Genomic DNA, 20,675 nt, shown 5'->3' with positions numbered 1-20,675 from the left:
TGCTTGCCCGATCAAGCCCATTGCCCTCTCCCGGCCAAAGCCATATGCCGCGGCGATGGCCCAGCCTGCGTTCCGTTCGCGCTTGCGCGCTATTGCGGCGGTGCGCTGACCCTGATGGTCTGGGGCTGGATTCTGGCCGACAAGATGCTGTGAAAGGTTTGGCATGAGCGACGACGATTATGTGTACGACGAGGAAAGCGGCGAGTGGATGGCGGCCAGCGACCTGGCAGCCAAGCGCGCCGCCGAAAGCGCGGTTGAAGTGCGCGATGCGGTGGGCAATGTGCTGGCCGATGGCGATTCCGTCACCCTCATCAAGGATCTTACCGTCAAGGGCGCGGGGCAGACGTTGAAGCAAGGCACAGTCATCCCTTCGATCCGGTTGACCGGCGATGCCCAGGAAATTGATTGCCGGTATCCGGGGATCAAGGGCCTGGTCCTGCGCGCGGAGTTTGTGAGGAAGCGCTGAAAAACCTGCGCGTTCTGGTCGATGGCGATGCCTGCCCGGTCAAGGAGGAGATCTACAGGATCGCCTACCGGACCGGCGCGGGCGTGGCCGTTGTCAGCAATATGCGGCTGCGTGTTCCCGATTATCCGCTGATCGAGCGGGTGGTGGTCAGCGACGCTTTCGATGCCGCGGATGACTGGATTGCCGAGGCCGCCGGCCCCCGCACCGTGGTGATTACTGCCGATATCCTGCTGGCCGACCGCTGCCTAAAGGCCGGAGCCACGGTCATCTCCCCCACCGGCAAGCCCTTTACACTGGCCAGCATCGGCGGCGCGATCGCCACCCGCGCAATCATGGCCGATCTGCGCGCCGGGGGCGATGCGATCGGCGGCCCAGCGCCGTTCCGCAAGGAAGACCGTTCGCGCTTTCTCCAGGCGCTTGATACCGCGCTGGTCAAACTGGCCAGGGCTTAACCGGCTATCAATCGCGCCTTGTCCCGGTGGAACCAGTGCCCGGCGAGGAAAAATGCCGGTAAGGCCAGCATCGATACCAGCGACATGATCAGCGCCGCATTGGTGTAGGGCTGCGGATCGCCATGGGAACGGAACAAATCTACCAGCCACCCGGTGCCGGTAATCCCGATCCCCAGCCCGATTGCATTGACGCACAGGATGTTGAACGCCACCACCGTCGCCCGTGAGGACGGCGGGGAAAGCTCCTGAATGGTAGAAACCGATGGGCCATAGAACGCACAGAGCAGGAATATCCCCGCACCAATACCCGGCACGAACAGCCACGAATCTGCCGGGACAATCCGGAACGCGAGGGTCAACGGAGCCAGCGCCAGGAACATCCAGAACAGCAGCATCGCCCGGCCCGATTTGCGCGTACGGTACCACCAATCTCCGGCGAACCCGCCAAACAGGCTGCCCGCGATCCCGGCTACCACAGTGATGAACCCGGTCAACTTGGCAACCTCGGCGCGATCAAATCCGCGTTCCTGCACGAACCACAGCTGATCAAACGCCGCCGCGCCCACCGCCACATGCAGGGCTATCCCGCCCAGGATGATCGCACACAGCGCCGGCGATTGGCGCAGCGCCGCAGCCAGCACCCGGGTATGCCCGCGCCAGCCGGGGCCATGGGCATGGGTCTGCGCTGCCACCAACCGGCCATCGCGCACCAGCCACATCATGACCGCCAGCAACAGGCCCAGTCCGCCCAGCAGATAGAAACAATTGCGCCAGCCGATTGTCGGCCCCAGATAGCCCGCGACCAGCAGGCTGGCCCCCGCACCAACCGGCACGCCGAGATAGTAAAGCGCCATCGCCAGCCCCAGCTGCGTCGGCTTGAACCGGTCTGCCACCAAGGAGGCCGCCGCCGGGGTAAGCGCGCTTTCACCCACACCGATCAACGCGCGCGGCAAGGCCATCGAGGTAAATCCCCGCGCCGCACCGCTGGCCGCAGTCAGCAAAGACCACAGCGCAATCGCTACCGCGATCAACCGCCCGCGGTGCATCCGATCAGCCAGCACCCCCATGAACAGCCCAGCCAGGGCATAGAAGATGATGAAGAACAGGCCGGTCAGCAGGCCATACTGGGTATCGGTAAGGCCCAGTTCGGGCTTGATGAAATTGGCAAAGCTGGGCAGCAAATTGCGATCGACGAAGTTGAGCACATTGATCAAGGTGAGGAGCGCCAGCAGCCCCCAGCGCGAGGCAGTGCTGTCGTTCGCCTGGTCCGGTGATGGTGCATTCATGCCTTGATCGCTCCCAATTCGTTTTGCGCAAGGTGCGGCAGTGGGCGGCCATTGCCAAGCGCCAATCGCCGCGCGCGCAGGTTACGCTTGCCATGTCGGGTGCGTTCCCTAGGCTTGGCCGCATGTTCAATCCCCCCATCTCCGCCGTTTTCATCGCCGCCGCTGCTTGCGCACTGGCCGGATGCATTTCCGCCCCCGATGCAGCGCAAACCCCGCAACAGGCGTTCATGGCCCGGCTGGGCGCGCTGTGCGGCAAGGCTTTTGCCGGACGTGTGGTGGCAAGCGAGCCAGCCGGGGCCGATGCCGATATGGCCGCCAAGGCGCTGGTCATGCATGTCCGCAGCTGCAGCAAAGACCGGATCGAGATCCCCTTTCACGTCGGCGATGATCGTTCGCGCACCTGGGTGATCACCCGCACAGCAGCAGGCCTGCGCCTGCAACACGATCACCGTTACCAGGACGGAACCAGCGATGCCGTAACGATGTACGGTGGCAACAGCGCGGATGCGGGCAGCGCCGGGCGGCAGGCCTTCCCGGTCGATGCCGAAAGCGTGGCCAGCTTCCGCGCGAACGGCCTTGATCGCTCGATCACCAACACCTGGGTGATCGAAGTGGACGATCCGGCCGCCAGCCAAGCCCGCCTTAGCTATGAACTTGTCCGTCCGGCCGGACCGAATGCGCGGCGCTTTCGCGTGGAGTTTGATCTGACCGAAACGGTTCCCACCCCGCCCGCGCCATGGGGCTGGTAAAGCGCGGGAACGCGGCCCGTCAGGCCCGGTCAAAAGGTTACACCCTGTCCGGGGAATTCTGGCTGCAAAACCAGTGGTTTGAGCGGGAAAAGGTGACAGATGCGGCATTCTGGGAGCTACCGATCATGCCCGGCCTGGTTGTCTGGTGCCGGGTCTGAACCAAATTCGGCTTCAAGTGCTTCGATCTCAGCGCGCCATTCCTCGGCCTTGTTGGGCATCGGCTGGCCAGAGCGGACCCGAACCAACAAATCGGCGAAATAGCCGGCCCATTCGCGCCGCGCATCTGTGCTCTGGCGCTCGAACGGCACGAAATGACGGTTGCGCGCCGATAGCAGGAATATCGTCAGCCGCTCGTCAAATTGCCGCCGCGTGCCGATCAACTCGCCCTTGTGGTGGACCGGCACCTCAACCCCGTTAAGCGCCCGGTCAAGCGCGGCCTGGTGCAGCGCATCATAGCCCGATTGCACCGCCGCCTCCCAGGCCAGATCAAACGGCTCATCGCGCAGCCGCGCTTTTAGCCGATAGGCCGATTGCCGGCTCATCCCCACCACCCGCGCCGCAGCCGAAACAGAATGGGTTGCAGCAAGCTCGCCAAGAAACCGCGCCATCTTGGCCCGCGACCAGTGCGTCGGACTGGCCTGTGCGATCAGGCGGGAGGGTGCGGCGACGAGCGGAGGACAGGATGGTTCGGTCATGCACGATAAATAACCGATTTGGTTTGTGTAGGAAAATTTGGAATTTGCTGCAACTGGCACCAGCCTCTGGGGTTCAAGCCGCTTCTTTGAACCCCAAATTACGGTGCTGGTGCTCTTGGGTCAGGACCTCAATCCCGCTCCCGATCGCCTGCGCCCATATACAATTCCCGCCCGGTCTCGTCATAGACCTTGCTCATTTCCGCCATGCCCGCCTCGGCCTCTTCAGCCGCCACAAAGGTATCGGCGTTCTGGTTTTGCAGCCGGGCAAATTCGCGCACTTCCTGGCTGATTTTCATGCTGCAGAACTTTGGCCCGCACATGGAGCAGAAGTGGGCGGTTTTGGCGCCTTCGGCTGGCAACGTCTGGTCGTGGTATTGCTCGGCGGTGTCCGGATCCAAGGACAGGTTGAACTGGTCGCGCCAGCGGAATTCGAAGCGGGCTTTGCTAAGCGCATCGTCGCGCACTTTGGCCGCTGGGTGCCCCTTGGCCAAATCGGCTGCATGGGCGGCCAGCTTGTAGGTAACCACGCCAACTTTCACGTCATCCCGATCTGGCAGGCCGAGGTGCTCCTTTGGCGTGACGTAGCAGAGCATCGCGGTGCCGAACCAGCCGATCATTGCCGCGCCGATCCCGCTGGTGATGTGATCATAGCCCGGCGCGATATCGGTGACGAGCGGCCCGAGCGTGTAGAAGGGTGCCTCGCCGCAAACTTCGAGCTGCTTGTCCATGTTCTCCTTGATCTTGTGCATCGGCACGTGGCCGGGGCCTTCGATCATCACCTGGACGTCCTGGGCCCAGGCACGCTTGGTCAGCTCGCCCAACGTGTAAAGCTCGGCGAACTGGGCCTCGTCGTTGGCGTCGGCGATCGATCCGGGGCGCAGGCCATCGCCCAGTGAATAGGCGATGTCATAGGCCTTCATGATCTCGGTAATTTCGTCAAAGCGTTCGTAGAGGAAACTTTCCTTGTGGTGCGCCAGGCACCATTTGGCCATGATGCTGCCGCCGCGGCTGACGATCCCGGTGACCCGCTTGGCCGCCAGTGGCACATAGGGCAGCCGCACCCCGGCGTGGATCGTGAAGTAGTCTACGCCCTGTTCGGCCTGCTCGATCAGGGTATCGCGGAACACTTCCCAGGTGAGATCCTCGGCCACGCCGCCCACTTTTTCAAGCGCCTGATAGATCGGCACGGTGCCGATCGGCACGGGGCTGTTACGGATGATCCATTCGCGGGTGTCATGGATGTTGCGGCCGGTCGAAAGGTCCATCACCGTGTCCGCGCCCCAGCGGATCGACCAGACCATTTTATCAACCTCGGATGCGACATCGCTGGCCACCGCGCTGTTGCCGATGTTGGCGTTGATCTTGACCAGAAAGTTGCGGCCGATCGCCATCGGTTCGCATTCAGGGTGGTTGACGTTGCTGGGGATGATCGCGCGGCCGCGGGCCACTTCATCGCGGACGAATTCCGGCGTGACATAATCCGGGATCGCTGCGCCATGGCTTTCGCCGTCGCGGGTGTATTGGGCAAGCCGTTCACGGCCCAGGTTTTCGCGGGTGGCGACATATTCCATTTCAGGCGTGATGATCCCGCGGCGGGCGTAATACATCTGGCTGAGGTTCGCGCCCGGTTTGCCGCGCAAGACCGTTTTGCGGACATTGGGGAACGCAGGCACCCCGCCGCTGCGATCGGGGCCAAGCTGGCCGTTATCCTCTGGCTGCACTTCGCGCTGGGTGACTTCTTCAACATCGCCGCGCGCAAGTTGCCAGCTGCGGCGCAGCTCTGGCAGGCCGGCGGCAATGTCGATCTGCATGGCAGGATCGCTGTAAGGGCCGCTGGTATCATAAACCCGCACCGGCAGTTCGCCGCTTGACGGCTCAAGATGAATCTCACGCATGGCAACGCCCAGGGGACCGACATGGACCTTCTTTGAGCCGCGGATCGGCCCGGTGGTTACGCCAATCTCGAGCCCTGGGGCTTGCGGCTTAGCAGCCCCCGATTCCTGGGCTTGCGGCTTAGCAGCCCCCGATTTCTGGGCTTGCGGCTTAGCAGCCCCCGATTCCAATGTGCTGTTGATATCGGCCATGGTGCGCTTGTCCTTCAAAGGACGGCAGGGGGGCGCATTGACAGACCCTCCCTCCGCCCGTGCTAACGGGTTCAGGTTCAACGGGTCGGGCTGCGCTAGGGTCCCATGAAAGTAATACTTCCATGGGTGCCCGTAACCAGCCCCTCTCAGTCACAGGACTCCCCGGGGATGGGCCAGCAATAGGCTCGTCCCCCGGCGCAGTCCAGCCCAGTGCTATACCTTACCCGGAGCCAGGACCGCAGCCGATCCTGGTGCCGGCTTTGCGGCGGGAGCCGCCGGGGCATTTTCAGCCGTCAGGCGCTTGATCGCGTCCTGAATTCGCCCGCGCAGATTCTCATCTGGATCAAACGTCAGGGCCTTGCGGTAGAGTGCCAGCGCCTTGGTTTTATCCGCGCCCACGCCTTCGCCCAGCTCGTACAGGTTGGCCAGGTTCTTGCAGCCAAGCGCCAGTTCGTTGTCGCAGGCTTCGCGATAGAGATCGGCGGCGCGGGCGTTGTCTTCGCTGATGCCTTCACCGTCATCGTACATCGCGCCCAGATTGTTGCAGGCCAGTGGCTCTCCAAGCTTGCAGGCCTGCTGATACAGTTGCAGCGCCTTGGCATCATCGATCGGCACACCCAGACCGCGATCATGGATCAGTGCCAGATTGTGGCAGCCCAAAGCCTCTGCGCCATCGCAGCCTTGCTGATACAGCACGCGGGCGCGGGCCAGGTCTTTGGTCACGCCTTGGCCCTGCTCATAAAGATAGCCCAGGTTGACACAGCCCAGCAGCTCCTTGCCCTCGCAGCTCTGCCGGTAAAAGCTGACGGCCTCAGCATAGTCCTGCTTCACCCCCAGCCCGCGTTCGTACAGCGTACCCAGATTGACGCAGCCGCTCATTTCGCCGCCATCGCAGGCCTGGCGGTAAAGCTTTGCAGCGCGGGCATCATCCTGGCCAACCCCGGTGCCGCTGCGATAGAGCAAGGCCAGGTTATAACAGCCCAACGCAAAATCCCGATCACAGGCGCGGCGATAGAACGATGCGGCGCGGGCGGGATCTTTCGATACGCCATCGCCGTCCTCATACAGCAGGCCCAGGCTGATGCAGCCGCTCATCGATCCGCCATCGCAGCCGCGCCGGTAAAAGCGTGCGGCGCGGGTCGTGTCCTTTTCCATCCCGGCGCCTTCTTGATACAGCCCGCCCAGGCTGGAACAGGATCGGTAATGCTTGCCATCGCAGGCCACCTGATACAGCTCTGCCGCGCGGGCCGGATCCTTGCCCACGCCTTTGCCCAGCTCATAAAGCGTGCCCAGATTGCCGCAGCCGGCATATTCGCCGCCGTCACAGCCCCGGCGATAGAGCCCGGCGGCGCGGGCCGGCTCGGCCGAAACCCCGGTGCCTTCTTCGTAAAGCACGCCAAGCGCGTTGCAGGCTGATTGCTCGCCGCCGTCGCAGCCCTTGCGATAAAGCCCGGCGGCACGGGCCGGATCGGCGGTCCGGCCTTTGCCCAGTTCAAACAGCAGGCCCAGATTATAGCACCCGGTGGCATTGCCCAGATCGCAGCCGCGCACATAAAATTCGCCGGCCTTGGTAATATCAAGATCGACCCCTTCACCCTTCTGGAATGAATAGCCCATCGAAGTGCAGGCGATCGGATCGCCCAGCGTGCAGCCCCGGCCATAAAAAGCCGCACCGCGCTTCATGTCCTTGTCGACCGGGCCTTCGGTCAGGATATCGCCGGCCCGGCGGCAGCTTCGGCCTTCGCCGGCCTCGCAGCCTTTGGCCCAGATTTCGGAGGCCTTGTCATATTCCTCCCGCTCAAACGCGATCGTTCCGGCGCTATAGGCATCCTCGGCCGGGATTTGCGCAGGGGCCGGCCCGGCAAAGACCAGCGCGGCAATCAACCCCAGCATCACGCGCAGCCCTGCCATCGCAATCTCCTGTCCAATCAGCGCGCTATGTTACGAAAGCCAGGGCGCGGCTGCAAGCTGTGTTGGCAGGTACTATGATCTGCATCACGCCCGTGGCATTGCTGCGGTTCCTTATGACCCCGCTCTATCGTCTTGATCCACCCGCCGCGCAGATCGCCGCGCACTTCGGCGCCGCAGTGGGAGACGATCCGTGGGCTGGCGGCGCGGTATCGCAAGGCCAATTTGCCCCGGCCGTCACCGCCGGGCGCGAGGCGATTGCCGGGCCCCGCCAGCCGGGCCAGCCACGCCGGATGATCCCCCGCCTGTGGGGCGTGCCGCCGCCGCCTGCCGCCTACGATCAGCGACCCAGCATTTACAGTGTGCGCAATCCGGGCAGTCCGTTCTGGATCGGCAACTTGCGCAACAGCGAGTTCCGCTGCCTGATCCCGGCCACCAGCTTTATGATCTGGGGCAAAGGTATGGACCGCGAAGGCAAGCGGATCCGCCACTGGATCCATTGCACCGATCAGCCGCTGTTGGCCTTTGCCGCAGTATGGAAAGATGCCGAAATTCCCGGCTTTGCCCTGCTTACCTGCGAGCCGAACGCTTTCATGCGCGATCTGGGCGCTGAACGGATGCCGGCAATCCTGCCGGGCCACGGCGAAGCGTGGCGGCTGTGGCTGAACGGCGGCTGGGACCGCGCGGAAGCACTGGTCCAGCCCTATTCATCATCCCAGATGCAGGCTTCCCAGCACCGTCAGCCCTAACCCCAGCAGCACCGTGCTCAGCGCCCAGCCGCGATGCATGTGGGTCAGGCTGCGCAGCCAGAACTGGCTGTAGACATCAACAAAGCCCAGAATCACGAGCGCTTCGGCCATCATCAGACCGCCCATTGCCTTCATCACGCAGGCCAGCAGATCGGATGGCAACCAAGGGTTGGCCAGGTACACGCCCGCGCCGATCACCAGTTCCATCAGCCCGCAAAGAAATTGCAACGCCGGGCTGGATTCCACTTCATCCAGCATGGTTCGCCAGGCGCCAGGTTTGCGCAGCGCGCCGATCCCGGCAAACATCGCGGTCAGCCCCAGCAGCATCGCCGACCAGGCGGTAACGTCAATCGATCCCATGGTGTCCCTCCAGACCTGTTTGGTTCTCCCCGGGGGGTGTTCTGTTATTGGGGTCAAGATGCGCGGCGCATGTTCGATTGTCCAGCGCGTTGGCTACCGGACCCACATTTCCTTCTGGCGGAATTCGCCAAGTCACCCGCCGATTTCGCGCATATCGCGGCCAAAGGTGTTGCAGCTATGTCGCGCTGTTGCGGAATCGGCGGGGATGCTGGATAAGCCTGCGATGTTCGCTTGATCGGCTGCGCCGAACTGTGCATATTCAGCGATGAATTGATTTGGAGTGACGGCAATGGCATTTTCGGTCGGCAAGCTGACAACGCTGCGCAAGCTTGGGCGGCGCAAGCTGGGCTTCGCATTGGCCTTTGGCGGATCGCTAAGTTCGGCGGCGGCATTGCTGGCTGCCGCGCCGCAGGCAATCACTCCGGCGCCGGCACCCACTGCCGCGCCGCCCGCCCCTGCGCCAACCGTTGCGGCTCCACTGCCGGTTGTTGAACCGGTAATTTCCTGGACCGTCGCCGATGCCAGTGCCCTTTTGGGCACGATCAAGGGGATTGACGCAGATGGCCTGATCCCGGCCGATTACCAGCCTGAAAAACTGCGCGCCACAATCGATGGCGGGGCCGGGGCAGCACTTGATGCCCAGGCCAGCAAATCGTTCGCCTGGTTGATCGAAGACATGCGCGATGGCCGCACCCGGATGGATTCGCGCGAACAGTGGTTCGTGGTCGATTCCGATGTTGAAGCCAACCCCACTGCGGCGGTGATGGCCCGGGCGCTGGCCAGCCACGATGTACCCGGCGCGATTGCCAGCCTCGCCCCGACTGCGCCCGATTATGGCGCGCTGAAAGCGGTCCTGGCGGTAACCACAAAGGCCGAAGCCGCCAAACGCAAGCTGATCCAGATCAACCTTGATCGCTGGCGCTGGCTTCCGCGTGAACTGGGCAAGTATTATCTGCTGACCAATGTTCCAGAATTCCAGCTGCGCCTGACTGTCGATAACTCGGTTGTGCGGTCCTATCGCACGATCGTCGGCAAGGTTGGCAAGACCGCGACGCCGCAGCTTTCCGCAGTGGTCCGGGGCGTGGTTTTCAATCCCACCTGGACCGTGCCGCAATCAATCGTTGTGGGCGAAGGCCTGGGCCAGAGGTTGATCGGCAACCCGGCATCGGCGCTGCGCCAGGGTTATAAGGCAACCAAGGCCAAGAACGGCACGATCACCGTGGTCCAGCAGCCCGGGCCAAACAATTCGCTGGGGCTTATGAAGCTGGATATGCCCAATCCGCACGCGATCTTCATCCATGACACGCCATCGCGCAGCCTGTTTGGCCAGGCCTACCGCGCGCTCAGCCACGGCTGCGTGCGGACCGAGCGCGCGACCGAACTTGGCATGACCATGGCGATCCTGGGGGCCGGCAAAAGCCCCGATGAACTGGTCGCGATTTCCACTTCGGGCAAGTACACGCTGGTCCCGATGACCAAGACTTTCCCGGTCTATATCATGTACTTCACCATGGCGAGTGACATCAACGGCAAGATGGGAACCTTCAAGGATCTCTACAGCCGCGATGCCAAGGTGCTGGCCAGCTTTGCCGCCCCGCGCAAGCTGTGGGATGGCAAGCGCCAGACCACCGAACGGGTTATCAAGCTGGATAACCCGATTTAAGCGGAACCGGGAGCAGGCCGGTGGCGACCTGTTTCAGTTTGACTGCGGCAGACTCTGATCAGGCCGGCTTCAGGCAGGTTTGAATCTGCATCTGCGCTGGAGCCCCCAACGCCTGGCCTTGCGGCAGCCATGCCTGAACCAGCCGGAATTGGCCGCGATCTTCAACCTTGATCGCCAGGTCGCTGGCGGCATCGGTATAGGTATCGTTGCTGGCAACTGCCAGGTTCAATGCGCCAGGGCGTTTGATCAGACACAGTACCAGATCTTTTTGCAGACGCTGGCTGCGATCCGCGAAGATCAATGCCTTGCCGCTGGTTGCCTGATTATCGACCACACTGCGCAGAACATAGGGCGCCGCCATGGCCGCCAGCGCAGCCAGACCGATCACGATCAGTATGCGTCTGGAACGGTTCAAGCGTCGCCAATGCGATCTGCGTATAGCAGGCGCCCGCCCGAAAGGTTCCACAGCGCCTCGTTGAACTGGCTCGGGCTCATCGCAAAGCAACCTTCGCTGCGACCCAGCTTGCCATAACGGGCGATATGATCGGTGCTGGCGTAGCTGGCCGGATGCATCACGATGGCCCGCTGAAGCGCGGTTGAATTATCAGGATCAAGCCCCAGCAGGCGGATCGAAGTGCCGTATTTGCCCTTGTACCATTCCGCCGTGATATAGGCCCCGCGCGATGTCGCTTCGCTGCCCGGAATGCCCGAAAACTGCTGCAAAAATCCCGAATGATCGGGATCAGAGCCGCGCCCGTGCGAGACGTAGAACGAACGGATCGTGCCATTTTCCAGGTTGGCGAAATGCAGCCGGGGCAGTGTGGAGGGCCGGGCGAAGTCAGCAACGCCGACAATATCGGTGCGCCACAATTTCGATCCGGCGCGATCGCGTTCGCGCGCGGCAATCGTCAGAACGCGGCGGTCATAGTCTGGATTGACCGGGACAACAGTTGGCAAAGCAGGCTCAACCGGGATCGGCACAGCGGCTTGCGGCTGCGCAAGGATGCCAAATGTGCTATCGAATTCGGCGGTCAAACCGCCGCCTTGCGCAAGCGCACGGGCAGGCAGGGCGAGAGCAGCACTCGCAGCCAGGCCACCTACCAAAAGGTCGCGACGTTTCATGACCCCCGTCATAGCCACTGTGGATAACTGCAGGCTTAACGATTCGCCAGCCCCGCGCGGCAGATCAACGCGTAACTGCGCCGAGCCGTTCCAAAGCGGCACCATCAAGCCGCATAACAGTCCAATCATCCATCAGCTGCGCGCCAAGTTTTTTGTAGAATCCGATCGCCGGCTCGTTCCAATCGAGCACCGACCATTCCAGCCGGGCACAATCACGCTCTGCCGCCAGTGCCGCAAGATGCGCAAGCAAGGCTTTGCCCAGGCCAGATCCGCGCGCATCGCTCTGCACGAACAGATCTTCAAGGTAGATCCCCGGCTTACCCTCAAAGGTAGAAAAGTTGTGAAAGAACAGCGCAAAACCCTGCGCCACGCCGTCCAGTTCACCGATCACCACTTCGGCATAGGGGCGCGTGCCAAACAGCTTTGCACCCAGCACCGCTTCATCAAACCGCACTTCGTGGGCAAGGCGTTCATACGCGGCCAGATCGCGGATCAGCTGGGCGATCAAAGGCAGGTCGGCGGGCAGCGCAAGGCGGATCGAAATAGACATGGCAGGTCCCATGCCAAAACCAGTTCGACATTGCTACCGATCCCGTGCAGTTCTGCCGCAACAATCGCGCGGCAGGATTCGCGCTGAAGGAGAGCGCGATGACCGACGCAAAAGTTGACAAGGCAAACCGGCCCTACGATTTGGTAGTCTATGGCGCGACCGGATATACCGGGCGGCTGGTGGCCGAATATCTGGTCAGCCACTATCAAGGGGCACAGGCCGTGGGCGCGCCGAAATGGGCGATGGCCGGGCGCAGCGCCGATAAATTGGCCGAAGTGCGCGATCTGATCGGGGCGCCAGCTGATACGCCGCTGATCGTTGCCAATTCAGATGATCCGGCCAGCATGCAGGCGCTGGCGGAAAGCGCGCGCGTAATCGTGACCACCGTTGGGCCCTATCAGCTTTATGGCGAACCATTGCTGGCGGCCTGCGTTGCGGCCGGCACGGACTATGCCGATCTGTGCGGCGAACCGGCCTGGATGCGCCAGATGATCGACAAGTATCACGCCGCTGCGCAGGGCTCTGGCGCGCGGATCGCTTTTTCCAGCGGGTTCGATTCGATCCCGTTCGATCTGGGCGTGCTGATGTTGCAAAAGGAGGCCGTCAGGCTTCACGGCAGCCCGGCCCCGCGCGTGAAGGGCCGGGTGCGCAGCATGGCAGGCGGCGCTTCGGGCGGAACCGTGGCCAGCCTGACCGAGACGCTCAAGGCACTGGCCAAGGATCCTTCGCTGGTCCCCTACATGACCAGCTCTTTCGGGCTAACTCCGGGTTTCGAAGGCCCGTCGCAGCCGCTGGGTCTGGTCCCTGAATTTGAGGAAAGCGTTGGCAAATGGGCCGCCCCGTTCATCATGGCGACGATCAACACCAAGAACGTCCACCGCACCAATTTCCTGCTTGGCCACGCTTATGGTGCCGATTTCCGGTATGACGAAATGATGCTGACCAGCGCCGGCGAACTGGGCGAAAAGGCCGCCCACGCGATTGGCGAAATGCTGAAGAACCCGTTTGGCGCAAAGCCGCCCAAACCAGGTGAAGGCCCCACCCCTGAAGAACGGGAGAACGGTTTCTACGATGTGCTGTTCATCGGCGAATGGCCCGATGGCAAGCAGATCCGTTATGGCGTGAAGGGCCGGTATGATCCGGGCTATGGTTCAACCAGCCGGATGATCGCCGAAACCGGGATCGCACTGCTTTCCTGCAAGGCCGATGGTGCGGTGGCAACGCCCGGCGCGCTGCTGGGCGAAGCCCTGGTTGCGCGGCTTCAGCAGCATGCCGAGATAAGCTTTACCCTGGAAAGCTAAGCCAGAATGAAACTGGCGCTGCCCGCGGTTCCGGGCGAATTTCGCGATGGCTGGAAAATAATCGTTGGCTGTTCGCTGGGGATCGCCAGCGGCGTGGCGCTGCTGTTTCTAAGCTTTTCGATCTTCGTCATTCCCCTGACCCGTGAACTGCAGGTCAGCCGGGGCGATCTCAGCACGGTCCAGGCGCTGATCCTTACCGCTGCGATCGGATCGCCATTGGTTGGCCGGTTGGCCGACATCTATGGGGTCAAGCGGGTCTATGTTGCCTGTGCCTTGCTGGTGGCCGTCATCCACCTGGCTGCTGCCTTGTTTGCGACCAGCCTGGTTCACCTGGGGCTGACCATCGCCCTGATCGGATTGGTCGGCGCGGGGACCGGGTCGGTGGTGCTGAGCCGGCCGATCACCGCCCATTTTCGCGAGCGGCGCGGAACCGCACTGGGGCTGATGGCGGTGGGCATTTCGGTGCTGGCAATATTTGCGCCGCCGCTGATCAATCTGGTGATCGAACAGTGGGGCTGGCGCGGGGCCTTTGCCGCCATGGCGATGCTGATGATCTTTGGCGGAATCCCTTCAGTGCTGTTGCTGGTGCCCGATGGCGGACGGGCCGGAAGCAGTCTGGGCGCGGTCACCGCCGCCCCGCATTCCGGCCAAGACCGCAGCTTTCTGCGTGAGCGTGATTTCTGGTTGTTGACCCTGTCGCTGATCACCATGAGCCTAGCGACCGCCGGGGCTGGCAGCCAGCTGGCCCCGATGGTTGTGGATACCGGCCTGGGCCCGGCCGGCGGCGCACTGGCGCTTTCGTTCTTTTCGGCGGGCACTTTCGCCGGGCGGCTGGGTGGCGGCTGGCTGCTTGACCGGATCGAGCCGCGCCGCGCCGCCTTTCTGCTGACCTTGCTGCCCGCAATCGGGTTTGTCGTTCTGCTGTTCGCCGATGGCATGGCCCCTGCGATCATGCTGGCGGTGATGATTATCGGGATTCAGCAGGGCGCGGAAATCGATATTTTCGCGTATCTCGTCGCGCGCCGGTTTGAACTGGCGCGTTACAGTGCGGTCTATGGCGCGCTGGTTGGGCTGGGCTGGATTGGCAATGTTGGCGGGCTGCTTGGCATGGGCAAATCGCATGATTATTTTGGCAGCTATGCCCCGGCCCAGACCGCGGCGATCGGCGCGCTGGCAGTTTCAGCGGTATTGCTGCTGATGGTCAGGCTGCCGTCCCGGCCCAGGGAAATAGCGGCATGAGCCTGCCCCCCCAAAGCGAATGGAAAGCCGGCTGGCGGATCGTGGCTGCCAGTGCGATTGCCAACGCCACCGGAATTTCACTGTTCTTCTATACCTTCAACATGTTCCTGCTGCCGATGGCGGCTGACTTCGGGCTTTCGCGCGGTCAGGCAGGCGCAGTGCAATCGCTGGTGATCCTGGCCGCGCTGGGTGCGCCGTTGATTGGTTGGCTGGCCGATCGGCTGGGTTTTCGCGTGGTATTTCTGGCTTGCTCGCTGCTACTGGGAGCGATGGAAATCTCGCTGGCCCGCTGGGGAACAGGATTCATGGCCATGGCGCTGGCCACCGCAGGCATCGGCTTCATTGGCGGCGGTGCATCGGGGGTGCTGATAACCCGTCCGGTCTCAGCCCATTTTAGCCGTTCCCGCGGGACCGCACTCGGGCTGGTTGGGGTTGGCATTTCGATCACGACCATGCTGGTCCCGCCCTGGCTGGAGGGGGTGATTGCGAAGCAAGGTTGGCAACAGGGCTACTATGCGCTGGCCGCCATCGCATTGGGCATCGGCCTGCCGCTGGCCTTGCTGCTGATGCCAGCCAGCGCTTCGGTGCGCGGCAAGCCAGGCAGCGCGGGCGATTGGGCGTTCCTCAAGTCCTGGCACTTCTGGCAGCTTACGCTGGCCAGCCTGTGCGTCTCGATGGCGGCATCGGGCGTAATCGGACACCTCTCGCCAATGCTCCAGGCCAGCGGGCTCAGCGCCAAGACAGCCGCGTTGGGAATTTCAACTTTCGCTGCGGGCCAGCTCATCGGGAAACTGGGCGGCGGCTGGCTGCTTGATCGCGTCAACCCCCGGATCATAGCTGTGATGGTCAACGCGGTGCCATCGCTAGCCTTTGTCTTGCTGCTGACCGCAGGATCGAACAGCGCGCTGCTGCTGCTCGCGACGGGCCTGCTGGGTCTGATGCAGGGCGCCAATATCAGCGTGTTCGCCTATCTGGTGGCCCACCGCTTTGCGATCGTTCAATTCGGCACGGTGCTGGGCTCGCTGCACGGCTTAAGCTGGATCGGCACGGCTATCGGGCTGGTTGGTTTTGGCATCAGCTTCGATGCCCTGGGCAGCTATGTGCTGGTCCAGATACTATCGATTGGTGCACTGCTGATCGCAGCACTGTTGCTGCTAACCTTGCGTCTGCCTGCTAGAGACTAAGGAACAAGCCCGCCAGGGCCGCGCTCATCAGGTTGGAAAGCGCGCCTGCCGCCAGCGCCTTCATCCCCAGCCGCGCGATCACCGGACGCTGGTTTGGCGCAAGGCTGCCGGTAACAGCCATCTGGATCGCGATCGAGCTGAAATTGGCGAACCCGCATAGTGCAAAGGTGACTATTCCGATGGTCTGCTGCGAAAGCTGCTTGGCCGCGCCCAGATCGATGAAGGCAACGAATTCATTCAGCACCAGCTTGGTCCCGAACATACCGCCGGCCACCATCGCTTCGTCCCAATTGGGCGCGCCCAGCAGGCGGAATACCGGCGCGAAGACATAGCCGAGCATCGCCTGGAACGTAGCCTCAGGGTATCCGATCCAGCCGCCGATCATGCCAACAAGGCCATTGGCCAATGCCACCAGCGCCACAAACGCCAGGACCATCGCGCCAACCATCACCGCCAGCTTGACCCCCGTTTGCGCGCCTTGGCTGGCGGCCATGATGACGTTGGCGGGGCGCTCTTCCTCGTCGGGGATCTTGATCTCGTCAGGCTCGGCCAGTGTCTCGCCTGTGGGATCGGGCATGATGATCTTGGCCATCATGATCCCGCCTGGGGCCGACATGAACGCTGCGGCGACAAGATAATCGATCCGGATTCCCATCGAAGCATAGGCCGCCAGGATTGTGCCCGCCACGCCAGCCATCCCCACGCTCATCAGGCAGAACAGCTGGCTGGGGGTCAGCGCGGCCAGATAGGGCCGGATCACCAGCGGGCTTTCCGATTGACCAACGAAGATGTTCGAGGCGGCCGAGAGGCTTTCCACCTTTGAAATACCAGTGATCTTTTCCAGCCCGCCGCCAACCCAGCGGATCACCAGCTGCATGATCCCCAGGTAATAAAGCACCGAGATCAGCGCCGCGAAGAAGATGATCACCGGCAGCGCCTGGATCGCAAAATTCTGCCCCAGCTTGTCAGATGCCAGAGCGCCAAACAGAAATTCGGTGCCTTTTCCGGCATAACCCAGCAGCGATGAAACCCCGCTGGCTATCGCCTGAAGCACGGCATTTCCCCACGGCACATAAAGCACCACCGCGGCAAAGCCGGCCTGCAGCGCAAAGGCCGCGCCAACCACGCGGGGCCGGATCGCGCCCCGATCGCTCGAAAGCATCAAGGCAGCGCCAATGATCAGGGCGATGCCCACAAGGCTCATCAGATATTGCATGGCTGGTTTGCGTTCCTCGGATCTGGGTTCGGCCAATGAGGTAGCCAGTTTACCGGTACAGTCAAATCCGGGGCCACTTCCCCTTGCGCAAAACCACCGCTAGACCGTGGTGGATGACCAGCCCAGCCCCCGCGATCCCGCGCTCACTCTTTGTCTTTTCGCTGCTTTATGGTGGCTTTGTGGTTTTGGCCGGGGTGATGGGGGTAAAGCTGGCATCACTTGGTCATTGGCCGATGCTGGGCGATCTGGCGGTTGAAAGCGGGATTTTTGCGTTTCTGCTGCTGGTGGTTCTATCCAGCGCTGTGGCTGAACAGCATGGTCAGCAGATCGCCAACACCCTGGTGCGCTATGGCTTCATTCCGCTGATTGCATCGATGATTATGCTGACTGTGGTGATCCGGCTGGTTCCTCCGGCGCCGTTCTGGCCCGATCAGGAACCGTTCGCCAAGTTGCTGGGCCAAGGCGCGCGGATGCAGTTTGCCGGGCTGATTTCCTATGGCACATCGCAGATGCTCAACGTCTATATCTTCTCACGATTGGCGGGCTCGGGCGGGGTTGGCCGGCTGGTGGCGGTGCGGGCCTGGGTGGCCAGCATGGTTTCGCAAGTGGTCGATACTCTGCTGTTCATCACGATCAGCTTTTACGGCAGCAGCCTGCCAATCTGGCAGATCATGGAAGGGCAAATCATCTCCAAGCTGGTCCTTTCCACGATCATGGTGCCCGTGCTGGTGGTCGTTTTCGTGAGGCTGGGCCGCAGGCTTGATCGCCGTCCTGCCTAAAAACGCTTCAATTCCCGGCAAAGCGGGGTAAAGCCGCCCCACTATGCCCCATTCGTTCGAACCTGCAATGCTGGCCAAGGCCGAAACCCTGATTGAGGCGCTGCCTTATCTGCAGCGCTATGAAGGGCGTACCTTTGTGGTCAAATACGGCGGCCACGCGATGGGCGATCCGGATGCTGCGCGCGATTTTGCGGAAGACGTGGTGCTGCTGAAGGCAGTGGGGATCAACCCGGTGGTGGTCCACGGCGGCGGCCCGCAGATCGGCGCGATGCTCAAAAAGCTGGGGGTGGAAAGCACCTTCGTTGACGGCCTGCGGGTTACCGACAAGGCCACCGCCGAAGTGGCTGAGATGGTGTTATCGGGCGCGATCAACAAGGAACTGGTCGGCTGGATTGCCCAGGCCGGCGGCAAGGCGCTGGGTATTTCAGGCAAGGACGGCGGGCTAGTCATCGCCACCAAAGTCACCCGCACCGCCAAGGATCCTGGCAGCCAGATCGAACAGGCGGTTGACCTGGGCTTTGTGGGTGAGCCAACCAAGGTTGATGTCAACATCATCGAAGTGGCCAGCGCGGCCGGCATGATCCCGGTGATTGCGCCAATCGCGCCGGGTGCTGGCGGCGAAACCTATAACATCAACGCCGATACCATGGCCGGCGCAATCGCCGCAGCGCTGGGCGCGGCGCGGTTATTCCTGCTGACCGACGTGCCAGGCGTGCTTGACAAGGACGGCACATTGCTGACCGATCTGACCCCGGCCGATATTGCCAAATTGCAGGCCGAAGGAACAATTTCAGGCGGGATGATCCCCAAGCTGGAAACCTGCATCCACGCGGTTGAGGCCGGGTGCGAAGCCGCCGTGGTGCTTGATGGCCGGGTGCCGCACGCGATGCTGCTGGAAATCTTCACTTCACGCGGGGCGGGCACGCTGATCAAAGCATAGAAGCATGTCCCGGCCACGCTTGCCGCTATGCTTCGGCTCAGCTAAGCGCTGGCTGCTTAACAATCGGGAAGGATCGGATCTGTGGCCGTTTTGGCGCTTCTGGATATTTTCAGCCTGCTGATATCTGTGCTGATCTGGCTGATGATCGCGCAATTCGTGCTCAGCCTGCTGCTTACCTTCAACGTGATCAACATGCACAGCCCCGGGGTAAGCGGGCTGTGGCGCGCGCTGGATTCGTTGCTTGAACCGATTTACCGCCCGGTGCGGCGCCTGGTCCCGCCGGTGGGCGGAATGGATTTCTCACCGATGGTCGTGATCATCCTGCTGAATGTCCTGAAAAAGGTCGTTACGGCTGCAGCAATAGCGAGCATTACATGACTGCTGAACTGATCGACGGAAAACTGTTTGCCGCCACCCTTCGCACCAAAATCGCTGAATTCGCCGCTACGTTTGAGCAAAGCGCGGGCCGCAAGGCTGGCCTGGCGGTGGTGCTGGTGGGCGATGATCCGGCCAGCCACGTCTATGTTGCCAGCAAGGCCAAGCAGACCGTGGCCTGCGGAATGTCGAGTTTTGAACACCGCCTGGCCGAAGGCACCGATCAGGAAGCTTTGATGGCGCTGGTTGACCAGCTCAACGCCGATCCGATGGTTGATGGCATATTGGTCCAGTTGCCGCTGCCAAAGCATCTTGATGAGCAAGCCGTGGTCGAACGGATCGATCCGAACAAGGACGTTGACGGCCTGACCCCGACCAGCACCGGGCGCCTCGCGCTGGGCCTGCCGGGGTTGGTCCCCTGCACCCCGCTGGGCAGCCTGATGTTGCTGAAAGACCGGCTGGGCAGCCTTTCTGGGCTTGATGCAGTGGTGATCGGGCGCTCAATCCTGGTCGGCAAGCCGATGGCCCAGTTGCTGCTGGCCGAAAGCTGCACGGTTACCATCGCCCACAGCCGCACCCGCGATTTGCCGGATGTGGTAAAGCGCGCCGATATCGTGGTGGCTGCGGTCGGCCGTCCCGAAATGGTCAAAGGCAGCTGGATCAAGCCCGGCGCAGTGGTGATTGACGTTGGCATCAATCGCCTGCCGCCCGCCGAAGGCGCGGCCAAAGGGCGCCTTGTGGGCGATGTCGATTTTGCCGAGGCTTGCGGAGTTGCCGCGGCCGTCACCCCGGTCCCCGGCGGTGTTGGCCCGATGACGATCGCCGTGCTGCTGCGCAATGCGCTGGTAGCCGCGCATCGGAATGCCGGGGTGGCTTTGGCCGACGGAGCGCTGTAAGCTGCTGCGCATGAAGCGCTTTGTCCTGCTCGCCCTGGCCGTGCCGACCGCGCTGCTGGCCGGAAAATCAGACCCCGGCGCGCCGCTGGTTGCGGCGGACGAAACCTATTCGAAAGCATCCCAGCGCAATGGCGCATGGACAGCCGTGCGGCAGGTGGCGCTTCCCGAAAGCGAAACCTTTGTGCCGCACCGGGTCAAGGTGCTCGAATTCGGCAAGGATCTGCCCGATCCGCCCTTTACCCAAAGCTGGAAGCCTGAGCACGCCTGGATATCGTGCGATGGCACAGCCGGAGTTACATTCGGTTCCTGGAAGATCGACGGCCACCCGATCAAGGGCTGGTACGAATCGGTCTGGGTACGGATGAAGGATGGCAGCTACCGCGTCCTTTTGCGGCGCGGCGGCCGCGAAACACGCAAGCTGCACTCGCGCCCGGGCCGCAAAGGCATCCGCGCGGTTTGCGGCGGAAAAGCCCCGCCGCTGCCGCTGGTCGCGCCCGATGTTGGAACCGATTTCAAGCTGGGCGCCAGCCACGATCAGACCTTGATCTGGAGCTCTGCGGTCAGCCAGGGCGGCGCGGTCCGCGTGGTCATTTCACTGTGGGATGGCAAGGTTCACGTGCCCATACTGGAAGATGTGGCTCCCGCGCCGCAACCGCGCTAA

General features: G+C 62.5%; 23 protein-coding genes and 1 riboswitch. Of the genes, 14 read left to right on the top strand and 9 right to left on the bottom strand.

Annotated elements, in window-relative coordinates; genetic code table 11:
• Positions 1-3: 3 nt before the first annotated feature.
• Genes ABL914_RS01350 through ABL914_RS01340 form a run of 3 tightly spaced genes read left to right on the top strand, consistent with a single transcriptional unit; the run spans position 4 to position 918 of the window.
• Positions 4-153, top strand: a complete 150-nt coding sequence (locus tag ABL914_RS01350; RefSeq protein WP_391561349.1) for a hypothetical protein — start codon at positions 4-6, stop codon at positions 151-153.
• Positions 154-163: 10 nt separating this feature from the next.
• Positions 164-466: an alkylphosphonate utilization protein gene (locus ABL914_RS01345; RefSeq protein WP_391561348.1), complete on the top strand. Its 303-nt coding sequence runs from the start codon at positions 164-166 to the stop codon at positions 464-466.
• A gap of 5 nt (positions 467-471) precedes the next feature.
• Complete coding sequence (locus tag ABL914_RS01340) at positions 472-918, top strand: YaiI/YqxD family protein (RefSeq protein ID WP_391561408.1); 447 nt, start codon at positions 472-474, stop codon at positions 916-918.
• Here ABL914_RS01340 and ABL914_RS01335 read toward each other — a convergent pair.
• Positions 915-2,204 (bottom strand): spinster family MFS transporter, encoded by a 1,290-nt coding sequence (locus tag ABL914_RS01335; protein WP_391561347.1) that lies wholly within the window; start codon positions 2,202-2,204, stop codon positions 915-917. The genes ABL914_RS01340 and ABL914_RS01335 overlap by 4 nt on opposite strands.
• Positions 2,205-2,326: 122 nt before the next feature.
• On the opposite strand from ABL914_RS01335, the gene ABL914_RS01330 reads away from it, so the two are divergent.
• Complete coding sequence (locus tag ABL914_RS01330) at positions 2,327-2,953, top strand: hypothetical protein (RefSeq protein WP_391561346.1); 627 nt, start codon at positions 2,327-2,329, stop codon at positions 2,951-2,953.
• 116 nt (positions 2,954-3,069) lie between these two features.
• Here the strand turns inward: ABL914_RS01330 and ABL914_RS01325 are convergent, their stop codons facing one another.
• The 3 genes from ABL914_RS01325 to ABL914_RS01315 form a co-directional block, all read right to left on the bottom strand.
• The gene (locus tag ABL914_RS01325) at positions 3,070-3,648 is read right to left on the bottom strand and encodes a hypothetical protein (RefSeq protein ID WP_391561345.1); all 579 of its coding nucleotides are present in this window, start codon (positions 3,646-3,648) and stop codon (positions 3,070-3,072) included.
• A 128-nt stretch (positions 3,649-3,776) separates the two neighbouring features.
• Entirely contained in the window at positions 3,777-5,732 is a 1,956-nt protein-coding gene (gene thiC, locus ABL914_RS01320; protein WP_391561344.1) for a phosphomethylpyrimidine synthase ThiC, read from the bottom strand.
• 31 nt (positions 5,733-5,763) lie between these two features.
• Positions 5,764-5,907: riboswitch (TPP riboswitch) on the bottom strand.
• A gap of 38 nt (positions 5,908-5,945) precedes the next feature.
• Positions 5,946-7,643 (bottom strand): hypothetical protein, encoded by a 1,698-nt coding sequence (locus ABL914_RS01315; protein ID WP_391561343.1) that lies wholly within the window; start codon positions 7,641-7,643, stop codon positions 5,946-5,948.
• A gap of 113 nt (positions 7,644-7,756) precedes the next feature.
• On the opposite strand from ABL914_RS01315, the gene ABL914_RS01310 reads away from it, so the two are divergent.
• Positions 7,757-8,389, top strand: coding sequence for an SOS response-associated peptidase family protein (locus tag ABL914_RS01310; protein ID WP_391561342.1), 633 nt, complete (start codon positions 7,757-7,759; stop codon positions 8,387-8,389).
• Here ABL914_RS01310 and ABL914_RS01305 read toward each other — a convergent pair.
• A complete protein-coding gene (locus tag ABL914_RS01305; RefSeq protein ID WP_391561341.1) occupies positions 8,351-8,749 on the bottom strand; it encodes a hypothetical protein in 399 nt (132 codons plus the stop codon). The two genes, ABL914_RS01310 and ABL914_RS01305, sit on opposite strands and share 39 nt — an antisense overlap.
• Before the next feature lie 289 nt (positions 8,750-9,038).
• Between ABL914_RS01305 and ABL914_RS01300 the strand changes: the two genes are divergently transcribed.
• Entirely contained in the window at positions 9,039-10,412 is a 1,374-nt protein-coding gene (locus ABL914_RS01300; RefSeq protein WP_391561340.1) for a L,D-transpeptidase family protein, read from the top strand.
• Positions 10,413-10,470: 58 nt separating this feature from the next.
• Here the strand turns inward: ABL914_RS01300 and ABL914_RS01295 are convergent, their stop codons facing one another.
• The 3 genes from ABL914_RS01295 to ABL914_RS01285 all read right to left on the bottom strand — a co-directional run bounded on the left by ABL914_RS01295 (position 10,471) and on the right by ABL914_RS01285 (position 12,084).
• Entirely contained in the window at positions 10,471-10,827 is a 357-nt protein-coding gene (locus tag ABL914_RS01295) for a hypothetical protein (protein WP_391561339.1), read from the bottom strand.
• Positions 10,824-11,534 (bottom strand): murein L,D-transpeptidase catalytic domain-containing protein, encoded by a 711-nt coding sequence (locus ABL914_RS01290; RefSeq protein WP_391561338.1) that lies wholly within the window; start codon positions 11,532-11,534, stop codon positions 10,824-10,826. Before ABL914_RS01290 ends, ABL914_RS01295 begins: the two co-directional genes overlap by 4 nt.
• Before the next feature lie 64 nt (positions 11,535-11,598).
• Entirely contained in the window at positions 11,599-12,084 is a 486-nt protein-coding gene (locus ABL914_RS01285; RefSeq protein ID WP_391561337.1) for a GNAT family N-acetyltransferase, read from the bottom strand.
• A 98-nt stretch (positions 12,085-12,182) separates the two neighbouring features.
• On the opposite strand from ABL914_RS01285, the gene ABL914_RS01280 reads away from it, so the two are divergent.
• The 3 genes from ABL914_RS01280 to ABL914_RS01270 are packed head-to-tail and all read left to right on the top strand — an operon-like array spanning position 12,183 to position 15,808.
• Positions 12,183-13,385, top strand: coding sequence for a saccharopine dehydrogenase family protein (locus ABL914_RS01280; protein WP_391561336.1), 1,203 nt, complete (start codon positions 12,183-12,185; stop codon positions 13,383-13,385).
• A 6-nt stretch (positions 13,386-13,391) separates the two neighbouring features.
• A complete protein-coding gene (locus ABL914_RS01275; RefSeq protein ID WP_391561335.1) occupies positions 13,392-14,624 on the top strand; it encodes an MFS transporter in 1,233 nt (410 codons plus the stop codon).
• Entirely contained in the window at positions 14,621-15,808 is a 1,188-nt protein-coding gene (locus tag ABL914_RS01270; RefSeq protein WP_391561334.1) for an MFS transporter, read from the top strand. Before ABL914_RS01275 ends, ABL914_RS01270 begins: the two co-directional genes overlap by 4 nt.
• Here ABL914_RS01270 and ABL914_RS01265 read toward each other — a convergent pair.
• Complete coding sequence (locus ABL914_RS01265; protein WP_391561333.1) at positions 15,798-17,024, bottom strand: NupC/NupG family nucleoside CNT transporter; 1,227 nt, start codon at positions 17,022-17,024, stop codon at positions 15,798-15,800. The genes ABL914_RS01270 and ABL914_RS01265 overlap by 11 nt on opposite strands.
• Positions 17,025-17,137: 113 nt before the next feature.
• On the opposite strand from ABL914_RS01265, the gene ABL914_RS01260 reads away from it, so the two are divergent.
• The 5 genes from ABL914_RS01260 (at position 17,138) to ABL914_RS01240 (ending at position 20,675) form a co-directional block, all read left to right on the top strand.
• Positions 17,138-17,803, top strand: coding sequence for a queuosine precursor transporter (locus ABL914_RS01260; RefSeq protein WP_391561332.1), 666 nt, complete (start codon positions 17,138-17,140; stop codon positions 17,801-17,803).
• A 43-nt stretch (positions 17,804-17,846) separates the two neighbouring features.
• Positions 17,847-18,743, top strand: a complete 897-nt coding sequence (gene argB, locus ABL914_RS01255; RefSeq protein ID WP_391561331.1) for an acetylglutamate kinase — start codon at positions 17,847-17,849, stop codon at positions 18,741-18,743.
• A gap of 81 nt (positions 18,744-18,824) precedes the next feature.
• A complete protein-coding gene (locus tag ABL914_RS01250) occupies positions 18,825-19,121 on the top strand; it encodes a YggT family protein (protein WP_391561330.1) in 297 nt (98 codons plus the stop codon).
• Positions 19,118-20,014, top strand: coding sequence for a bifunctional methylenetetrahydrofolate dehydrogenase/methenyltetrahydrofolate cyclohydrolase FolD (gene folD, locus ABL914_RS01245; RefSeq protein ID WP_391561329.1), 897 nt, complete (start codon positions 19,118-19,120; stop codon positions 20,012-20,014). The genes ABL914_RS01250 and folD overlap by 4 nt, the downstream gene beginning before the upstream one ends.
• A 10-nt stretch (positions 20,015-20,024) precedes the next feature.
• Positions 20,025-20,675, top strand: a complete 651-nt coding sequence (locus tag ABL914_RS01240) for a hypothetical protein (protein WP_391561328.1) — start codon at positions 20,025-20,027, stop codon at positions 20,673-20,675.

The sequence above is a fragment of the Novosphingobium sp. genome (assembly GCF_040079535.1).
Taxonomy (GTDB): domain Bacteria; phylum Pseudomonadota; class Alphaproteobacteria; order Sphingomonadales; family Sphingomonadaceae; genus Novosphingobium.
The sequence above is the reverse complement of the archived record's forward strand: the minus strand, read 5'-3'. Positions and strand labels throughout refer to the sequence as shown.